Here is a 16,991-nt window from a genome sequence, read left to right as displayed (position 1 = left end):
GTGCCGTCGTTTTGGGTCGATGGGTGCGCGTCGGCTAACGTTTCCTCTGCTGCACGCGCGAGTGGCGGAATAGGCAGACGCGCACGGTTCAGGTCCGTGTGTCCGAAAGGACGTGGGGGTTCAACTCCCCCCTCGCGCACCACCACCGAAGCCCCAGGGATGACCTGGGGCTTCGTGCATTTCGGAGTGATTCCTGAAGAACGCGGTCGATCATCCGCCAAGGGTGACGTGTCGGGCGCAGTCGGTTGCGACGCTCGGTGCATACCTGCCGACGACTGGAGCCACTGCTATGCCGAACCGTCCCGACCGTCACGCCCGGACCATGTTGCCGATCCCGGACCGACCAGGCTCGGCGCACACGACGTACGACGCCAAGGATCCCGACACCGCCTACCCGCCGATCGAGCCGCTGCTCCCGCCGGACGGGGCGCCCAACGTGCTCGTCGTACTTCTCGACGACGTCGGCTTCGGAGCATCGAGCGCGTTCGGAGGGCCGTGCGCCACCCCGGTCGCCGAGCGGCTGGCTGCCAACGGCCTGCGCTACAACCGGTTCCACACCACGGCGCTGTGCGCCCCGACGCGGCAGGCGCTGCTCACCGGCCGCAACCACCACTCCGTCGGCATGGGCAGCATCACCGAGACGGCCACCTCGGCACCCGGCAACAGCTCGGTGCGGCCCAACACCAAGGCCCCGCTCGCGATGACGCTCAAGCTCAACGGGTACTCGACGGCACAGTTCGGGAAGTGCCACGAGGTCCCGGTCTGGCAGACCTCGCCGCTCGGCCCCTTCGACGCCTGGCCTTCGGCGGGCGGAGGGTTCGAGACGTTCTACGGCTTCATCGGCGGCGAGAACAACCAGTGGGATCCCGCGCTCTACGAAGGCACCACCGCGGTCGAGCCTCCGGCGACGCCCGAGGAGGGCTATCACCTCACCGAGGACCTGGCCGACCACGCGTGTGCCTGGATCCGCCAGCAGAAGGCGCTGATGCCCGACCGGCCGTTCTTCGCCTACTTCGCGCCCGGCGCGACCCATGCTCCCCACCACGTCCCCCAGGAGTGGATCGACAAGTACGCCGGGAGGTTCGACGACGGTTGGGACGTCCAGCGGGAGCGCACCTTCGAGCGGCAGAAGGAGCTCGGGGTCATCCCCGCCGACGCCGAGCTGACCGCCCGCCACGACGAGATCCCCGCATGGGACGACATGCCTGACGAGCTCAAGCCCGTCCTCGCCCGTCAGATGGAGGTCTACGCCGGCTTCCTCGAGCACACCGACCACCACGTCGGCCGCGTGATCGACACGATCGCCGACCTCGGCGTACTCGACAACACCATCGTCTACTACATCGTCGGCGACAACGGCGCCTCGGCCGAGGGCACCGTCAACGGAGCCTTCAACGAGATGGCCAACTTCAACGGCATGGCCGCGCTGGAGACGCCCGAGTTCATGCGGGCGAAGATGGACGAGTTCGGCTCACCCAGCTCCTACAACCACTACGCGGTCGGCTGGGCGTGGGCGATGAACTCGCCGCTGCAGTGGACCAAGCAGGTCGCGTCGCACTGGGGAGGCACCCGTAACGGCACCATCGTGCACTGGCCGGACGGGATCGACGACCCGGGCTCGTTGCGTTCCCAGTTCACCCACGTGATCGACCTGGCGCCGACCATCCTCGAAGCGGCAGGGCTGCCCGAGCCGGCCATGGTCAACGGCGTCCAGCAGTCCCCGATGGAGGGGACGAGCATGCTCTACACGTTCCGCGGCGCGAACGAGCCGGAGCGCCACGATCTGCAGTACTTCGAGATGTTCGCCAACCGCGGCGTCTACCACAAGGGCTGGAGCGCGGTCACCAAGCACCGCACCCCGTGGGTGATGGTCGGCGGCGACCTGCCGGCGTTCGACGACGACGTGTGGGAGCTCTACGACGGCAGCACGGACTTCAGCCAGGCGAAGGATCTCTCGGCGGAGCACCCCGAGAAGCTCGCCGCGCTGCAGCGGCTCTGGTTGATGGAGGCCGTGAAGTACGGCGTGCTGCCGATGGATGACCGCACCGGCGAGCGCCTCGAGCCCACGATGGCCGGCAGGCCGACGCTCGTCCACGGCAACACCCAGCTCTTCTTCCCCGGCATGGGCCGGCTCTCGGAGAACAGCGTGGTCAGCATCAAGAACAAGTCGTTCTCCGTCACCGCCGAGGTGACGATCCCCGACACCGGTGCCGAGGGCGTGATCATCGCCCAGGGCGGCCGGTTCGGCGGCTGGACGTTCTTCGCCCGCGACGGACGGCTCAAGTTCGTCTACAACGTGCTCGGCATCCAGCAGTTCTCCGTCGCCTCCGAGTCCCTGCTCTCGGCGGGGACCCGCCAGGTCCGGGTGGAGTTCGCGTACGACGGGGGTGGGCTCGCCAAGGGCGGCGACGTCACGCTCTACGACGACGGCAAGCCGGTCGGGACGGGCCGGGTGGAGGTGACGCAGCCGATGGTCTTCTCGGCCGACGAGACCACCGACATCGGCTACGAGTCCGGTACGACGGTCTCCTCGGACTACACCAGCCGGACCAGCCGGTTCAGCGGCAAGATCGCGTGGGTCCAGATCGACCTCGGGGACGACGTCCACGACCACTACATCGACCCGGACGAGCGGTTCAGGATCGCCATGGCACGTCAGTAGCGATGTCACAGATGCACCACGTGTCCCGTCTGAGGGGGTGAACATCGGGAATCAACTGGACACCTGGAGACATCATGAACATCGCCCTCTGGATCGTCGCCGGCGTATTCGGCATCGCCTACGTCACCGGTGGCATCCTCAAGCTGACGATGCCGTACGAGAAGTACACGGCCAAGACGCACTGGCCGGAGGACTTCACGCCCGCGAAGGTGAGGTTCATGGGCGCCGTGGAGACGCTGGGCGGACTCGGCCTGATCCTCCCGGGGCTGCTCGACATCGCGCCGGTCCTGGTGCCGGTCGCGGCGTCCTGCATGGCGCTCTACATGGCCGGCGCGATCACCGAGCGGGTGCGGCGCGACGAGTACAAGGAGCTGCTCGGCGACCTGGTCTTCCTCGCGGCGATGGTCTTCGTTGCCTGGGGGCGCTTCGCGGTCGAGCCGTTCTAGCCGACCACGTTGTCGAGCTTGGTCGGCAGGTCCGTGATCTCTGGCCGGACCCGGCCAGAACCTTGACGTGACTGACGTCACACCTTTACGGTCCACACACTGAATCGTTTCATATCGATGTGTTCGGAGCTCCGATCAAGGTGGGAGAACAGACCGTGATCCATCAGCACCAGCTTGCCCGTCGTGGTGTCCTCAAAGGCATGGCCGCCGTCGCGTCGGCGACCCTCATGAGCCGTGTCCTGGCAGCCGAGTCGGCTGCGGCGGCGGCGCCATCACGCGGCCGGGGGATCGACCGCGAGGCGTTGGTCTCCCGGCACCGTGTGGTCCGTCACGAGAGCGACCTCGAGCTTCCGATCCAGGTCGGCAACGGCCGGTTCGCCTTCGGTGCCGACGTGACCGGCCTGCAGACCTTCCTCGCCTTCAACACCCTCGCCGACTGGGGCTGGCACGAGGACGCGCTGCCCGCCGGCAAGCAGATCTCCGACCTCGAGGGCCGGGTCTGGGACACCTACGGCCGCGATGTCGCGTACTGGACCCATGACGAGGGCGAGCCGGAGATCTTCAACTGGCTCCGGGAGAACCCGCACCGGGCGAACCTCGGGCGGATCGGGCTGCGGATGCTCAAGGCCGACGGCACCGAGGCGGTCGAGGCCGACCTGACCGACGTCGAGCAGATGCTCGACCCATGGACCGGCCTGCTGCGCAGCAGGTTCCGGCTCGAGGGCCACCAGGTGAAGGTCGAGACCGCCTGCCACCCGGGGCAGGACGCGATCGGCGTACGCATCGACTCGGACCTGGTCAGGGCCGGTCGCCTGACGGCGTTCATCGACTTCCCGTATGCGATGACCACCGGCACCCAGAAGTTCTCGGCGCCGTTCGTCGGGTTCTGGGACCGCCCCGAGAGGCACACCACCACCGTGACACGCCGCGGCCGAACCGCCCGGATCACCCACACGATGGACGACACCGAGTACCAGGTCGGTCTCGACCTGCCGGGCGGGGCCGAGATCACCCGCCTGGACCCGGCACGGCACCGCTACCAGATCGTCGGCAGGGGGAACCGTCTGGAGCTGACCGCGTTGTTCGCCCCAGAGGTGGACAAGGTGCCGTCGGCCCGCGACGTCGTCGACGCGAGCGAGGAGTGGTGGCCCCGGTTCTGGCGGACCGGCGGCGCCGTCGATCTCTCGCAGAGCACGGACCCGCGCTGGCGTGAGCTCGAGCGACGCATCGTGCTCAGCCAGTACCACCTCGCGGTCAACGACGCCGGCAACGATCCGGCCCAGGAGTCCGGGCTGGTCAACAACGGCTGGTACGGCAAGTTCCACATGGAGATGTACTGGTGGCACGCCTTCCACTACGGCCTGTGGAACCGCTGGTCGCTCCTGGACCGGAGCACGGACATCTATGAACGGTTCCTTCCGCACGCACGCGAGCTTGCCGTGTCGCAGGGTTTCCGCGGCGCGCGCTGGCCCAAGATGACCACCGCCTTCGGTGATGCGATCGGCCGAGAGTCGCCGGGCACGCCGACCTGCCTGCTGATCTGGCAGCAGCCCCACCCGTTGTTCCTCGCCGAGATGGACTACCAGGCGCATCCGCAGCGGAGCACCTTGCACAAGTGGGAGACGGTGGTCCGCGAGACGGCCGAGTTCATGGCGTCGTTCGCGAACCGTGAGGAGGAGACCGGCCGGTACGTCATCGGGCCGCCGATCATGTGCTGCAACGAACGGAACAAGCCGGAGTCGACGCTGAACCCGACCTTCGAGCTCTCCTACTGGAAGTTCGGGCTGCGCATCGCCCAGCAATGGCGCCAGCGGCTCGGCCGGGCGCGGGACGAGGCGCTGGACGAGATCCTGGACAACCTCGCGCCGCTGCCGGTCGAGGACGGCACCTATGTGCTCTACGAGGGCGTGCCGAACATGTGGACCGAACGCAACACCAACCACCCCGACCCGATCGCGCCGTTCGGGATGCTGCCGGGCGACGGTGTCGACCTGGAGACCATGCGGGCGACCACCCGACGGGTGTACGAGACCTGGCCGGTCACCGACCTCTACAGCTGGGACTTCCCGTTGCTCGCCATGAACGCGGCCCGTCTCGGCGACCCGGTCAGCGCGGTCGACAACCTGCTCCATGAGCGCCTCGGTTTCACCGACACCGGGCTGCCGGCGAGCGGCAAGAGCGGCGTGCCCTCGCCGTACTTCCCGTCGGCCGGCGGGCTGCTCTACGCGGTGGCGATGATGTGCGCCGGGTGGGCGGACTCGCCCGAAGGCGTACGTGGCGCGACCGGCACCCCGGGACCACGCGGCTCTGCTCCGGGGTTCCCGACGGATGGCTGGAAGGTCGTCTGGGAGGACCTCTCGCCCGCTCTGTGAGGGCGCACAGCCACCTTTTGAGTGATGTGTGGCCGGATCCCTCGCCACTAGCCTGACCTCATGGAGCGGCCGTGGCCGCTGACCGGCCGGGACGAGGAGCTGCGGAGGGTTGCGGCGGCGATCAGGCCCGGTGCGGCGGGCGTCATCGTTGCGGGTCCGGCGGGGGTGGGGAAGACCCGGCTCGCCCGTGAGGCGTTGGCGGCCTCCGCCGGTCACGGGCGAGCCGTCGTGTACGCCCAGGGGAGCGCGGCCGCGCGGCCGTTCCCGCTCGGTGCGTTCGCCGGTCTGCTCGACGTCCCGTCCGGCGAGGCGGCCGAGACGATCGGTCGGGCCCTGGACCAGATCACCCGGCAGCTGCCGCTCGTGCTGGCCGTCGACGATGCTCATCTGCTCGACGAGCACTCCGCGATCGTGGTCCATCGGGTGGTGGCCCGGCGGATGGCGCCGGTGCTGATCACGCTGCGTACCGGGGAACCCGCACCCGACATCGTGACGTCGCTGTGGAAGGACGACCATCTCCCTCGCCTGGAGCTGGCGCCGCTGGACGCCGAGGAGAGTACGCAGCTGATCGCCCGGGTGCTCGGCGGGCCGGTGGACACCGCCTCCGCGCACCGGCTGTGGACGATGACCGAGGGCAGCCCGCTGTTCCTACGGCACCTGCTGGCCGGTGAGGTGTCGGCGGGGCGGTTCACCGCGGCGTCCGGGATCTGGAGGTGGACCAGCGAGCCGGCGATCTCACCCGAGCTCGCCGGACTGCTGGAGCGCGAGATCGGCGACCTCGCGGCAGGGGTGCGGGACGTCGTGGACATGGTCGCCCTGGCCGAGCCGATGGCGGTCCCGACCCTGTCCGCACTGACCTCTGCTGCGGACGTCGAGGAGGCGGAGAGCCGTGGGCTGGTGCGTACCGACGGCCTGGTCGCCCGGCTGGCGCACCCCCTCTACGGCGAGGTACGCCGCGCCGCGATGGGCACGCTGCGGGCCCGCCGCCTCCGCGGGCGGGTGGCGCAGACGCTCGACCCCGAGCCCGACCCGATCCCCCGGGCCGTCCTGACCCTCGACTCCGACCTGCCGCCGGAGCCGGCACTGTTCCTGCGGGCGGCGGAGGCCGCGACCCGGATGTACGACCTGCCGCTGGCCGAGCGGCTGGCGCGCGCGGCCGCTGCCACCGGCGACCTCGCCGCCAGGGTCGTGCACGGAGCGGCGCTCTCCTGGCTCAGTCGCGGCGAGGAGGCCGAGGCGATCCACGAGGACATCGTCGCCACCACGTCCGACCCAGGGCTGCTCGCGATGGTGCAGCTGCACCGCACCGGCAACCTGCTCTTCACGATGGCCCGGCCCGACCAGGCCCATCAGGCGCTGGCCGCGGCCGAGGCCACCGGCGCCGCCCCGGCCCACGTCGCCGCGATGTAGCTCGTCCTGGGTCTGGTGGACGGCGAGGTCGCGGCCGTGCTCGCCCGTGCGCCGCAGCTGCTGCAGAGCGAGCTTCCCGACGACCTGGCCGGCATCCTCGTCGCCACCGCCGCGTCCGCGGTCGCCGCCGTCACCGGAGACCGCGAGCTCCTCGACGAGGCCGCCGTCGCGGGCGGGCTGACCGCCGACCGGGTGCCGACCGTCATCCCCGGCTTCGGGCTCGCCGACTTCCAGGTGCTCGGGCACCGCCTCGCCGGCACACCGGACCGGGGCGCGGACCTGGCCCGGCGGATGCGGGCCGCATCGGCCGACCTCCCCGGGCCGGCCAGGCTCATGGGACTCGTCGTCGCAGGTCACGCAGCCCTGGCCCAGGGCCGCCTGCTCGATGCGGTGCGCTCGCTGCGCGAGGCCTGGTCCGGGCTGGAGGGTTCGGGGCACGAGTTCGGGTTCCGGTGCCGTACGTTGCTGGCGACCGCCCTGGCGCAGGCGGGTCGGCCGGAGGACGCCGCGTCGCTGCTGGCCGGTGTCGCTGCCGGGCACCATCCGGCGTACCGGCTCTATCTGCCGGACGACCACCTCGCGCTGGCGTGGGGTGCCGCCGCCGAGGGGTGGTCGACGGAGGCAATCGGTCATGCGGTCGCCGCGGCGGATCTCGCTCGCGAGGCGGGTTCGCCGGCGTATGAGGTCCTCGCCTGGCAGGCCGCGGTCCAGCTCGGTGACACGACCGTGGCACCGGCCCGTCGGCTCGCCGCGCTCGCCGGGCTGTGCCCTCGCTCCGGCGCCGCCCTGGCTCACGCCCGAGCCCGGGCCGACGAGGACGGTGATGCGCTGCTCCAGGTGGCGCATGCCTGGGCCCGGCTCGGTGATCTCGTCGCCGCGGGCGACGCGGCCGCTCAGGCCGCCGACGTGCAACGCCGCGCGGGCCGGCAGGGGTCGGCGATGACCGCGGCGGCTGCCGCGGAGAAGCTGGCGGAGAGGTCGGGTGCTCGCACCCCTGCGCTGGTGGTCGCGGGCCGGCCGCTGCCGCTGACGGCCCGCGAGCGCGAGATAGCCGCGCTGGCCGCCCGAGGGCTGTCGAACAAGGACATCGCGGCGCGGCTGACGCTGTCGGTGCGCACCGTCGAGGGGCATCTCTACCGAGCCGGCCACAAGCTCGGCGTCTCCGAGCGGGCCGCGCTGGCGGATCTCCTCGGAGTCGAGTAGCGCACTACTCGCTCCGTGCCCGTTCAGGCGGCTGATGCTGAGACTCATCCGACCGAAGGAGGAGTCATGAGCACCACCTACGTACGGCCCGAGGAGGGCCAGCACAGCCCGATGATCGACGGCGACCACATCGCGAAGGCCGCGGTCAAGGATGCCCATGGGGCGTTCGAGATCTTCGAGGTGATCGCACCGGCCGCCCCGATGACGCCGCCGCACGTCTCGCCGTGGAGCGGCGTGCTGTACCTGCTCGAGGGCCGCGTCACGGCGTATGTCGACGGCACCGCCTATGACGTCGAGCCCGGCGGGCTGGTCGTCTTCCCGGCGGGGACCCCCGGCACCTTCGAGGTCGTCGGCGACTCCGCCCGCGCCCTCGCGATCACCACCGGCGACGGCGCCGGCCGGTTCTTCGCCGACTTCGCCGCCTCCGTCGCCGCTGACCTCCCGGCGGCCGAATCGATGGCCGCGATCCTGTCGGTCACCGAGCGTCATGGCGTCATGGTGGCCGGACCCAGCCATTGACAAATGATGCGAGCGTGTTGAGTCTGTAAGACATGACAAGCGATGTGTCTCATGGGATCGCCGCGTACGTCCCTCCGACCGGGCCCTCCTGGGCCGACCCGTGGCCGATGTACGCCGCGCTGCGCGAGCACGAGCCGGTCCACCACGTCGCTCGAGGCGACTACTGGGTCCTGACCAGGCACGACGACGTCTACACGGCGGTGCGCGACCACGACACGTTCAGCTCGACCGGCGGGCTGACGACGGCTCATGACGAGCTCGAGCGGATCGGGCTGGCCGACAACCCGCCGATGGTCATGACCGATCCGCCCGCCCACACGGCGTTTCGGAAGCTGGTGAACCGCGGGTTCACGCCGAAGCAGGTCGAGGACGTGACTCCTCGGGTCACCCGGTTCGTCGTCGAGCGGGTCGAGCGGCTCCGGGCGGCCGGTGGTGGCGACATCGTCGAGGAGCTGTTCAAGCCGCTGCCGAGCATGGTCGTGGCCCACTATCTCGGGGTCCCCGAGGCGGACTGGGGTCGCTTCGACGTGTGGACCGACGCGATCGTGACGGCCAACGCGGCGCAGGACGAGAGCATCGGCGCCGGTGCCGCCGCCGAGCTCATGGGCTACTTCGCCGAGCTGATCGAGCGACGCCGGCGCGAGCCCGGTGACGACACCGTCTCCCATCTCGTCGCCGCCGGGGAGGCCGACGACGACGCCGGGCTGCTGCGGGTGCTCGCGTTCGCCTTCACCATGGTCGCGGGCGGCAACGACACGACGACCGGGCTGCTGGGTGGCGGACTGCCGCTGCTGGCCGACCGCCCCGACCAGCGCGAGCTCGCGCTGCAGGACGTCCCGGCCGCCGTCGAGGAGCTGCTGCGGCTCACCTCGCCCGTGCAGGGGCTCGCCCGGACCACCACCCGCGACGTCACGATCCACGACGTCCCCGTTCCTGCGGGCAAGAAGGTACTGCTCTGCTACGCCGCCGCGAACCGGGATCCGCGCGCCTTCGGCGCCGACGCCGAGGAGCTCGACGTCACCCGCCGGCCGCGTCAGATCCTGACCTTCGCCCACGGGGCGCATCACTGCCTCGGTGCTGCGGCCGCCCGGATGATGGGCCGGGTGACGCTCACCGAGATACTCACCCGGATGCCGTCCTTCACCGTCGACCACGACTCCCTGCGATGGGCGCCGGGGAGCTACGTACGCAGGCCCGTCCGTCTCGACGTCGAGGTCGGCGGATGAGCTGGCTGGAGGCGGAGCGGACCGAGCTCGCCGCCGAACGGATCCTCGACGCCGCGGGCGAGCTCTTCGTGGAGCGCGGCGTCGACAAGCCGGGCATGGACGAGGTGGCGCGCGCGGCCGGCTGCTCGCGGGCGACCCTGTATCGCTACTTCGAGAACCGGCAGGCGCTGATCCACGCCTTCGCCCATCGCGAGGCGCGGCTCATCACCAAGCAGGTCGCCGAGGCGACGACCGATGTGTCTGATCCCCGCCGTCGCGTGGTCGAGGCCGTGATCTCCTGCCTCGCTGCCGTGCGCGAGCGCCCCCACCTCGCCGCCTGGTACGCCGGTGACAGCACTCTGTTGCGCGAGGTGCTCCACGACTCCCCGATCATCCGCGGATCCGCGGAGAGCTATCTCGCCTCCGGCGCAGCCGACCCCGACCTCGCCGACTGGGTCCTGCGCATCATCCTGTCGTTCCTCATCAGCCCCGGCGACGACGTAGAAGCAGAGCGTCGCCAGCTGGAGCGGTTCCTCGTGATGCCGCCGAGCAGCTAGACCAGCTGGACCCGTCAGCGGGCGGCCGACGGCGCGGTGCCGTACCTGCGGCGATGGGCGGCGGCGAAGCGGCTCGCGGAGGAGAAGCCCCAGCGCGCGGCGACGTCGCCGACGCTGAGGCCGGGGTCGGTGGTGAGGTCGGCGTGGGCGCGCTGGAGCCTGATGTCGAGGAGATACTGGGAGGGCGCGCTACCCAGCCACTGCTGGAATCCCTCCTGCAGCCGGCGGACGCTGGTGCCGGCGAGGGCGGCCATGTCGGCGGCGGTCCAGGCCCGGGCGGGGTCGTCGTGGAGGGCCTCGACCACGCGTCGGATCGTCCGCGGCTGGGCGGCCGCGGTGACGCCGCCGTCGGGGCAGCACATCTCCATCAGGCCCGCGGCGACCGCGCCGGCGAGCTGGCGGCGTACGAGCTCACTGTCGGCGAAGAGGTCCGGGTCGCGCAGGTTGGCGGCCAGGCTGGTGATCAGGTGATGCCAGGCGCGACCGCGGCCGGACTCCAGCGACAGCTGCTCCGGGAGGAGTGCGCGGGTGTTGACGCGGTCGGTGCCCAGGATCCGCTCGGTCTCGACCTCCAGCCAGTCGCTGTCGAACTTCACGCCGAGCACGGTGCAGGTCGCGTCCCAGTGGCTGATCAGGGACGGGGTGTCGGCCCGGAAGACGGTGCCCTGGCCGACCACCGAGGTGAGCTCGCCGAACCGGCCGCGGCTCTCCAGGTGGCCGGTGATCGGCATGTTCACCTCGTACGCGCTCGGGTAGTCGCACTCGATCGCGACGTCCGCGCCCCAGCCGACGTGGCCGATCAGGACCGGCCCGAGGTCCAGCGTACGCAGCGTGAGCCGCGGCTCGTGAGCGCCGCCGACCGGCCGGAGCTGGTGAGGGAAGTATGCCTGGGCCACGACGCGCGAGGCCTGCCCCCAGTCCCTGGGAGCGGCTCGCGTACGACCGGACATGCCGCAGAGCGTACCTGAGACGAGCGTCACAAATTGGTCGCGTTCAGGGTGCCGAACCCGCGCAATCCGTGTCGCCGGGGTGCGAGGACCGACCTACTTTCGACTCCTGTTCGGAACCTCCCACTCCCCGAGGAGCACCCATGACGACCACGCAGCAACCCGGCAAGCAGGACCTCTCCTGGCTCGACGAGGTGACGATGACCGAGCTCGAGCGGAACCCCTACCCGACCTATGAGCGCCTGCGCAGCGAGGCGCCGCTCGCCTTCGTCCCGGTGCTCGGCTCCTATGTCGCCTCCACCGCGGAGATCTGCCGCGAGGTCGCCACCAGCCCCGACTTCGAGGCGGTGATCACCCCGGCAGGCGGACGTACGTTCGGGCACCCGGCGATCATCGGCGTCAACGGCGACATCCATGCCGACCTGCGCGGCATGGTCGAGCCCCAGCTCCAGCCGGTCGAGGTCGACAGCTGGGTGGACGACCTGGTCCGTCCGATCGCCCGGAACTACGTCGAGCAGTTCGAGGACCGCGGCCGCGCCGAGCTGGTCGCGGAGTACTGCGAACCCGTCTCCGTACGCTCGCTCGGCGATCTGCTGGGACTGCAGTCGGTCTCCTCCGACAAGCTCCGCGAGTGGTTCCACAAGCTGAGCGTCTCGTTCACCAACGCCGCGGTCGATGAGAACGGGGAGTTCACCAATCCCGACGGGTTCACCCCCGGTGACGAGGCCAGGGCCGAGATCCAGGCCGTCGTCGACCCGCTGATCGACCGGTGGATCGAGCACCCCGAGAACACCGCGATCTCCCACTGGCTCCACGATGGCATGCCGCCGGGGAAGACCCGCGACCGCGCGTACATCTACCCCACCATCTACGTCTACCTGCTCGGTGCGATGCAGGAGCCCGGCCACGGGATGGCCTCGACGCTGGTCGGACTCTTCAGCCGTCCCGAGCAGATGGAGGAGGTCGTCGACGACCCCTCGCTCCTGCCGCGGGCGATCTCCGAGGGCATGCGCTGGACCTCGCCGATCTGGTCGGCGACCGCGCGGATCAGCACCAAGCCGGTCACCGTCGCCGGTGTCGACCTGCCCGCCGGGACGCCGGTGATCCTCTCCTACGGCTCCGCGAACCACGACTCCGGCACATACGATGCGCCCACGGCGTACGACCTGCACCGGCCGCCGCTGCCGCACCTCGCATTCGGAGCCGGGAACCACGCGTGCGCCGGCATCTACTACGCCAACCAGGTGATGCGGATCGGGCTCGAGGAGCTCTTCGAGGCGATCCCCAACCTGGAGCGCGACACCGGCGAGGGCGTCGAGTTCTGGGGCTGGGGATTCCGCGGCCCCACCAGCCTGCACGGCACCTGGGAGGTCTGAGCGATGCCCGCCGCGATCAGTGTCTCCGGCCGCCGCGTCGAGTGTGCCGAGGACCAGTCGATCCTGGAGGCGTTCCTCCGCGCCGGCGTGTGGATGCCCAACTCGTGCAACCAGGGCACCTGCGGCACCTGCAAGCTGCAGGTCCTGTGCGGCGACGTCGACCACCGCGACTCGCCGCTCGAGACGCTGACCGCGGACGAGCGCGCGAGCGGTCTGGCGCTGGCGTGCCAGGCCCGGCCGCTCGAGGACACCGAGGTCGCGCTGCGTGGCACGGAGACGGGTCGCGCCACCCACCTGCTCCGTGACCTCACCGCCACCGTCGTCGACGTCGAGGACGTGGCCCACGACACCCGGCGCGTCCGGTTCGGACTCGAGGAGCCGCTCGCGTTCTCGGCGGGACAGTACGTCGAGGTGCTGGTCCCCGGCACCTCAAAGCGGCGCCAGTACTCGCTCGCCAACACGGCCCAGGAGGACAAGGTCCTCGAGCTCCACGTACGCCGCGTCCCCGGCGGCGTGGCCAGCGACTGGCTCTTCGGGCCGGTGTCGGTCGGCGACCGGGTCGAGGTGCGCGGCCCGCTGGGCGACTTCCACGTCCCGGACATGGACCAGGACGCGGGCGAGCCGATGGTGCTCATCGGCGGTGGCACCGGGCTGGCGCCCCTGCTCGGCATCGCCCGCACTGCGCTCGAACGCCACCCGGACCGGGTGATGGTGCTCTACCACGGCGTACGAACCGAGGCGGACCTCTACGACACCGACCGGCTCACGGAGCTGGCCGGGACGTACCCGGGCTTCAGTGTCGTCACCGTGCTCTCCCGGGAGTCTGCACCGGGCCACCGTAGCGGCTACGCGCCCGACGTATTCGTGGAGGACATCGCCAGCGCCCGGGGCTGGTCCGGGTGGCTGTGTGGCTCGCCGGCGCTGGTCGAGGCCGGGGTCAAGGCGTTCAAGCGGCGCCGGATGGCGCCGCGGCTCATCCACCGGGAGAAGTTCGAGCCGGCCGACAGGCGCGGGCCGGGCGCCTGACCCGGGGAAGCCCGGACGCCGAGATCGGCCCTTGCTCAGATATATCACGAACCCCCAGGATGAACGGGGGAGCGACCGGAAGCCTCCGGTGCCCCGAGAGGAGAGAGATGCAGCAGGTCAAGGCCGTCATCGCCCGTGCCAAGGGTGCGCCCACCGAGGTCGTGACGATCAACGTTCCCGAACCAGGACCGGGTGAGGCGGTGGTGAAGATCCAGTCGTGCGGGGTGTGCCACACCGACCTGCACTACCGGGAGGGCGGGATCAACGACGAGTTCCCGTTCCTGCTGGGTCACGAGGCCGCGGGGGTGGTCGAGGCGGTGGGTCCCGACGTGACCGACGTGGCGCCGGGCGACTTCGTGGTGCTCAACTGGCGCGCGGTCTGCGGCAGCTGCCGGGCCTGCAACCGCGGTGAGCCGCAGTACTGCTTCGCCACGTTCAACGCCACCCAGAAGATGACGCTCGAGGACGGCACGGAGCTCTCGCCCGCGCTGGGCATCGGCGCCTTCGCGGAGAAGACGCTGGTCGCGGCGGGTCAGTGCACGAAGGTCGACCCGGAGGCCCGGCCCGCGGCCGTCGGCCTGCTCGGCTGTGGCGTGATGGCCGGTATCGGTGCCGCCATCAACACCGGCGGCGCGACCCGCGGCAGGTCGGTGGCCGTCATCGGGTGCGGTGGCGTCGGCGTGGCAGCGATCGCCGGCGCGGTGCTGGCCGGGTCGAGCCCGGTCATCGCCGTCGACATCGACGCCAAGAAGCTCGAGCGCGCCGCGGCCATGGGTGCGACGCACACCGTGGACTCCTCGCAGACCGATCCGGTCGAGAAGATCCGGCGGATCTGCTCGGGGACGTACGAAGGAGCCGAAGGTGCCGACATCGTCATCGAGGCGGTCGGTCGCCCGGAGACCTGGAAGCAGGCCTTCTACGCCCGCGACCTGGCGGGCACGGTCGTGCTCGTCGGCGTGCCCACGCCCGACATGGCGGTGCCCGAGATCCCGCTCATCGACGTCTTCGGACGCGGTGGCTCGCTCAAGTCCAGCTGGTACGGCGACTGTCTCCCCAGCCGCGACTTCCCGATGCTGGTCGACCTCTATCGTCAGGGCCGTCTCGACCTGGACGCCTTCGTCAGCGAGGAGATCGGGATCGGCGACATCGAGGCCGCCTTCGAGAAGATGCACCGTGGCGAAGTGCTGCGCTCGGTGGTGGTGCTCTGATGGCCGTACGTGTGGACCACGGCGTCACCAGCGGCACCTTCAGCCTCGACGGCGAGACGCACCAGGTGGACAACAACGTCTGGGTGATCGGCGACGACCAGGAGTGCCTGGTCATCGACGCACCGCACTCGGTGGAGGACATCTTGGCCGTGGTGGACGGTCGCCGGGTGAAGGCGATCGTCTGCACCCACGCCCACGATGACCACGTACGCGTGGCGCCGGCGTTGCGGGAGGCCGTCCGGGCTCCGATCCTGCTCCATCCCGACGACCGGCCGCTGTGGGAGCTCACCCACCCCGACGAGCTGTGGGACGCCGACCTCTCCGACGGCCAGGTCATCGGCGTCGGCGACACCGAGGTGACCGTGCTGCACACGCCCGGTCACGCGCCGGGTGCGGTCTGTCTGTCGGTGCCGTCGCTGGGGTGCGTCTTCACCGGCGACACCCTGTTCCAGGGCGGTCCCGGGGCGACCGGACGCTCCTTCAGCGACCGGCCCACCATCGAGTCGTCGATCCGGGCCAAGCTGTTCACGCTTCCCGGCGAGACGATCGTCCACACCGGGCACGGCGACGACACCACGATCGCCGCCGAGATCTCCGGGCTGGGCTGATCAGGTCCCGGGCTGCCCGGGTCGCTCGGCGGCCGCGAACTCGGTGCGCATCCAGGCGCACCACTCCAGTGCCGTACGCCGTGACCGGATGCCTCCTTCGAGCGTGATCCACGTGGCGAACAGCGGGTTCGACGGATCGCGGACGCCGGGGCGGTCGGAGATCTCGGCCAGCTCCTCGAGGTAGCGGTCGAGTACGCCCTGGTGGGTCGCTTCGAGCCGGCTGACCAGGTCGTCGGCGGCGTCGGGCTCGACGGTCCAGATGGACCACAGTCGGAGAATCTCCAGGTCACGGACCGGCTGGGGCTCGAGGTCGCCGACGACCCATGCCGCGAGCGCGTCCCGACCGGGCTCGGTGATCCGGTAGCGCTTCGTCGGCCGGGGACCGGCGCCCTCGATGACCTCGTGCTCGACCAGTCCGGCGGCGTCGAGGCGGTTCAGCTCCGGGTAGATCTGGGAGTGGCGGGCGGTCCAGAAGTAGCCGATCGGCTGCCGCATCCGCTGCGCGACCTCGTAGCCGGTGCTCGCCCGTCGTGCCAGCAGGCCGAGGATCGCGAAGCCGAGGTTGGAAGTGGTCACCCCGGAGTCGTTCATATGTCAATATTGACATATGCGGAGCATGAAGGGCGTAGCGGCCGGGGCGGCGATCCTCGGCCTGTTGCTGGCAGGCTGCGGCGCCGACGACGCCGGCCCGGCGAAGGCGAAGGAGTCGGGCCCGCTGCTGCCCACCGACGGGCCGTACATCGATGGCGAGCTCGGCGGCTGCTTCCTGCCGGAGACCGATGCTGCCGTGGAGCCGACGCAGGTCTCGGGGCCGGCGCTCGAGCTGCCGGCGATCCGTTTCTCCCCTCCGCAGGGCCGGGATCCGGAGGCGGTGCTGGTGATGCTCCATCAGACCGACGGCGACCGCTGCGGCTGGGGCGACTTCGCGATCCTGGCGGCTCTCCAGGGCGTCGCGGGCCTCTCGTACGACCAGTGCGGCTATGGCAAGGCCGAGTGCGGGATCGAGGATCCCGACGATCCCGTCCCGCAGGTGCGGGCGGCGCTGGCCGAGGTCGAGAAGCAGTGGCCGGACGCTCCGGTCGTGCTCGTCGGTGCCTCGATGGGAGGCAGCCAGACGGTGCGGGCCGTCGCCGCCGGTGTGGACGTCGACGGCTGGGTCGACCTGTCGGGGCCGTCGAACTGGGCCGGTGTCGACCTCGCCTCGGTCGCCGACGCGATCAGCACGCCGGGTCTGATCGCCATCGCGGAGGACACCGACGGTGGCGAGGAGGCGGACGCCGCCCGGGAGCTGGCGCAGACCACGTCCTCGGAGTTCGTGCCCGCCGAGGCGGGGCACGGCTGGGAGCTGGTGGTCGAGGAGGGCCGGCTCTCGCCGCTCGGTCAGCAGATCGTCACGTACGCCACGAGCTGACTCTCCTCCCTGATCCTGCCCGCAAGACTCTCCGATCGGGG

Annotated in this window: 15 protein-coding genes and 1 tRNA gene; 14 read left to right on the top strand and 2 right to left on the bottom strand. The window is 70.7% G+C overall.

From position 1 onward, the window contains the following. Positions 1–55: 55 nt before the first annotated feature. The 9 genes from BLT25_RS07730 (at position 56) to BLT25_RS07690 (ending at position 10,374) form a co-directional block, all read left to right on the top strand. A tRNA-Leu gene (locus tag BLT25_RS07730) sits at positions 56–142 on the top strand. 147 nt (positions 143–289) lie between these two features. Continuing rightward, a complete protein-coding gene (locus BLT25_RS07725; protein ID WP_091043918.1) occupies positions 290–2,662 on the top strand; it encodes an arylsulfatase in 2,373 nt (790 codons plus the stop codon). 74 nt (positions 2,663–2,736) lie between these two features. Beyond that, positions 2,737–3,108, top strand: coding sequence for a DoxX family protein (locus BLT25_RS07720; protein ID WP_091043916.1), 372 nt, complete (start codon positions 2,737–2,739; stop codon positions 3,106–3,108). Between the two features lie 200 nt (positions 3,109–3,308). Then, positions 3,309–5,480, top strand: a complete 2,172-nt coding sequence (locus BLT25_RS07715) for a hypothetical protein (RefSeq protein WP_218131260.1) — start codon at positions 3,309–3,311, stop codon at positions 5,478–5,480. A gap of 60 nt (positions 5,481–5,540) precedes the next feature. Then, entirely contained in the window at positions 5,541–6,890 is a 1,350-nt protein-coding gene (locus BLT25_RS07710; RefSeq protein ID WP_091043913.1) for an AAA family ATPase, read from the top strand. Between the two features lie 15 nt (positions 6,891–6,905). Next, positions 6,906–8,093, top strand: a complete 1,188-nt coding sequence (locus BLT25_RS07705) for a helix-turn-helix transcriptional regulator (protein WP_091043911.1) — start codon at positions 6,906–6,908, stop codon at positions 8,091–8,093. 66 nt (positions 8,094–8,159) lie between these two features. Continuing rightward, on the top strand, positions 8,160–8,612 hold the full coding sequence (locus tag BLT25_RS07700) for a cupin domain-containing protein (RefSeq protein ID WP_091043909.1): 453 nt from the start codon (positions 8,160–8,162) through the stop codon (positions 8,610–8,612). Positions 8,613–8,644: 32 nt separating this feature from the next. Further along, a complete protein-coding gene (locus BLT25_RS07695) occupies positions 8,645–9,838 on the top strand; it encodes a cytochrome P450 (protein ID WP_091043907.1) in 1,194 nt (397 codons plus the stop codon). Continuing rightward, complete coding sequence (locus tag BLT25_RS07690) at positions 9,835–10,374, top strand: TetR/AcrR family transcriptional regulator (RefSeq protein WP_091043905.1); 540 nt, start codon at positions 9,835–9,837, stop codon at positions 10,372–10,374. The genes BLT25_RS07695 and BLT25_RS07690 overlap by 4 nt, the downstream gene beginning before the upstream one ends. A gap of 14 nt (positions 10,375–10,388) precedes the next feature. On the opposite strand, the gene BLT25_RS07685 is transcribed toward BLT25_RS07690, so the two are convergent. Beyond that, positions 10,389–11,324, bottom strand: coding sequence for a helix-turn-helix transcriptional regulator (locus BLT25_RS07685; RefSeq protein ID WP_091043903.1), 936 nt, complete (start codon positions 11,322–11,324; stop codon positions 10,389–10,391). 140 nt (positions 11,325–11,464) lie between these two features. On the opposite strand from BLT25_RS07685, the gene BLT25_RS07680 reads away from it, so the two are divergent. The 4 genes from BLT25_RS07680 (at position 11,465) to BLT25_RS07665 (ending at position 15,539) form a co-directional block, all read left to right on the top strand. Continuing rightward, entirely contained in the window at positions 11,465–12,697 is a 1,233-nt protein-coding gene (locus tag BLT25_RS07680; protein WP_091043900.1) for a cytochrome P450, read from the top strand. A 3-nt stretch (positions 12,698–12,700) separates the two neighbouring features. Then, complete coding sequence (locus tag BLT25_RS07675) at positions 12,701–13,723, top strand: FAD-binding oxidoreductase (RefSeq protein ID WP_091043897.1); 1,023 nt, start codon at positions 12,701–12,703, stop codon at positions 13,721–13,723. A gap of 107 nt (positions 13,724–13,830) precedes the next feature. Beyond that, the gene (locus tag BLT25_RS07670) at positions 13,831–14,931 is read left to right on the top strand and encodes an S-(hydroxymethyl)mycothiol dehydrogenase (RefSeq protein ID WP_091043895.1); all 1,101 of its coding nucleotides are present in this window, start codon (positions 13,831–13,833) and stop codon (positions 14,929–14,931) included. After that, the gene (locus tag BLT25_RS07665) at positions 14,931–15,539 is read left to right on the top strand and encodes an MBL fold metallo-hydrolase (RefSeq protein ID WP_091043892.1); all 609 of its coding nucleotides are present in this window, start codon (positions 14,931–14,933) and stop codon (positions 15,537–15,539) included. Before BLT25_RS07670 ends, BLT25_RS07665 begins: the two co-directional genes overlap by 1 nt. Here BLT25_RS07665 and BLT25_RS07660 read toward each other — a convergent pair whose 3' ends face one another. Further along, on the bottom strand, positions 15,540–16,115 hold the full coding sequence (locus tag BLT25_RS07660) for a PadR family transcriptional regulator (RefSeq protein ID WP_256328500.1): 576 nt from the start codon (positions 16,113–16,115) through the stop codon (positions 15,540–15,542). It abuts the gene before it with no gap. Positions 16,116–16,146: 31 nt separating this feature from the next. Here BLT25_RS07660 and BLT25_RS07655 point away from each other — a divergent pair, with 31 nt between their 5' ends. Further along, positions 16,147–16,950, top strand: a complete 804-nt coding sequence (locus BLT25_RS07655) for an alpha/beta hydrolase (protein ID WP_091043888.1) — start codon at positions 16,147–16,149, stop codon at positions 16,948–16,950. The last annotated feature ends 41 nt before the right edge of the window (positions 16,951–16,991 follow it).

It is taken from the genome of Nocardioides sp. YR527, assembly GCF_900101045.1.
GTDB lineage: Bacteria > Actinomycetota > Actinomycetes > Propionibacteriales > Nocardioidaceae > Nocardioides.
Note: the sequence above shows the minus strand (reverse complement) of the source record. Positions and strands in the feature narration are given on the sequence as shown.

What these genes read in the sequence shown, in the direction of transcription:
- BLT25_RS07725 (WP_091043918.1), top strand. Translation starts at nt 290, where the DNA reads ATGCCGAACCGTCCCGACCGTCACGCCCGGACCATGTTGCCGATCCCG.
- BLT25_RS07720 (WP_091043916.1), top strand. Translation starts at nt 2,737, where the DNA reads ATGAACATCGCCCTCTGGATCGTCGCCGGCGTATTCGGCATCGCCTAC.
- BLT25_RS07715 (WP_218131260.1), top strand. Translation starts at nt 3,309, where the DNA reads ATGGCCGCCGTCGCGTCGGCGACCCTCATGAGCCGTGTCCTGGCAGCC.
- BLT25_RS07710 (WP_091043913.1), top strand. Translation starts at nt 5,541, where the DNA reads ATGGAGCGGCCGTGGCCGCTGACCGGCCGGGACGAGGAGCTGCGGAGG.
- BLT25_RS07700 (WP_091043909.1), top strand. Translation starts at nt 8,160, where the DNA reads ATGAGCACCACCTACGTACGGCCCGAGGAGGGCCAGCACAGCCCGATG.
- BLT25_RS07695 (WP_091043907.1), top strand. Translation starts at nt 8,645, where the DNA reads ATGACAAGCGATGTGTCTCATGGGATCGCCGCGTACGTCCCTCCGACC.
- BLT25_RS07690 (WP_091043905.1), top strand. Translation starts at nt 9,835, where the DNA reads ATGAGCTGGCTGGAGGCGGAGCGGACCGAGCTCGCCGCCGAACGGATC.
- BLT25_RS07685 (WP_091043903.1), bottom strand. Translation starts at nt 11,324, where the DNA reads ATGTCCGGTCGTACGCGAGCCGCTCCCAGGGACTGGGGGCAGGCCTCG.
- BLT25_RS07680 (WP_091043900.1), top strand. Translation starts at nt 11,465, where the DNA reads ATGACGACCACGCAGCAACCCGGCAAGCAGGACCTCTCCTGGCTCGAC.
- BLT25_RS07675 (WP_091043897.1), top strand. Translation starts at nt 12,701, where the DNA reads ATGCCCGCCGCGATCAGTGTCTCCGGCCGCCGCGTCGAGTGTGCCGAG.
- BLT25_RS07670 (WP_091043895.1), top strand. Translation starts at nt 13,831, where the DNA reads ATGCAGCAGGTCAAGGCCGTCATCGCCCGTGCCAAGGGTGCGCCCACC.
- BLT25_RS07665 (WP_091043892.1), top strand. Translation starts at nt 14,931, where the DNA reads ATGGCCGTACGTGTGGACCACGGCGTCACCAGCGGCACCTTCAGCCTC.
- BLT25_RS07655 (WP_091043888.1), top strand. Translation starts at nt 16,147, where the DNA reads ATGCGGAGCATGAAGGGCGTAGCGGCCGGGGCGGCGATCCTCGGCCTG.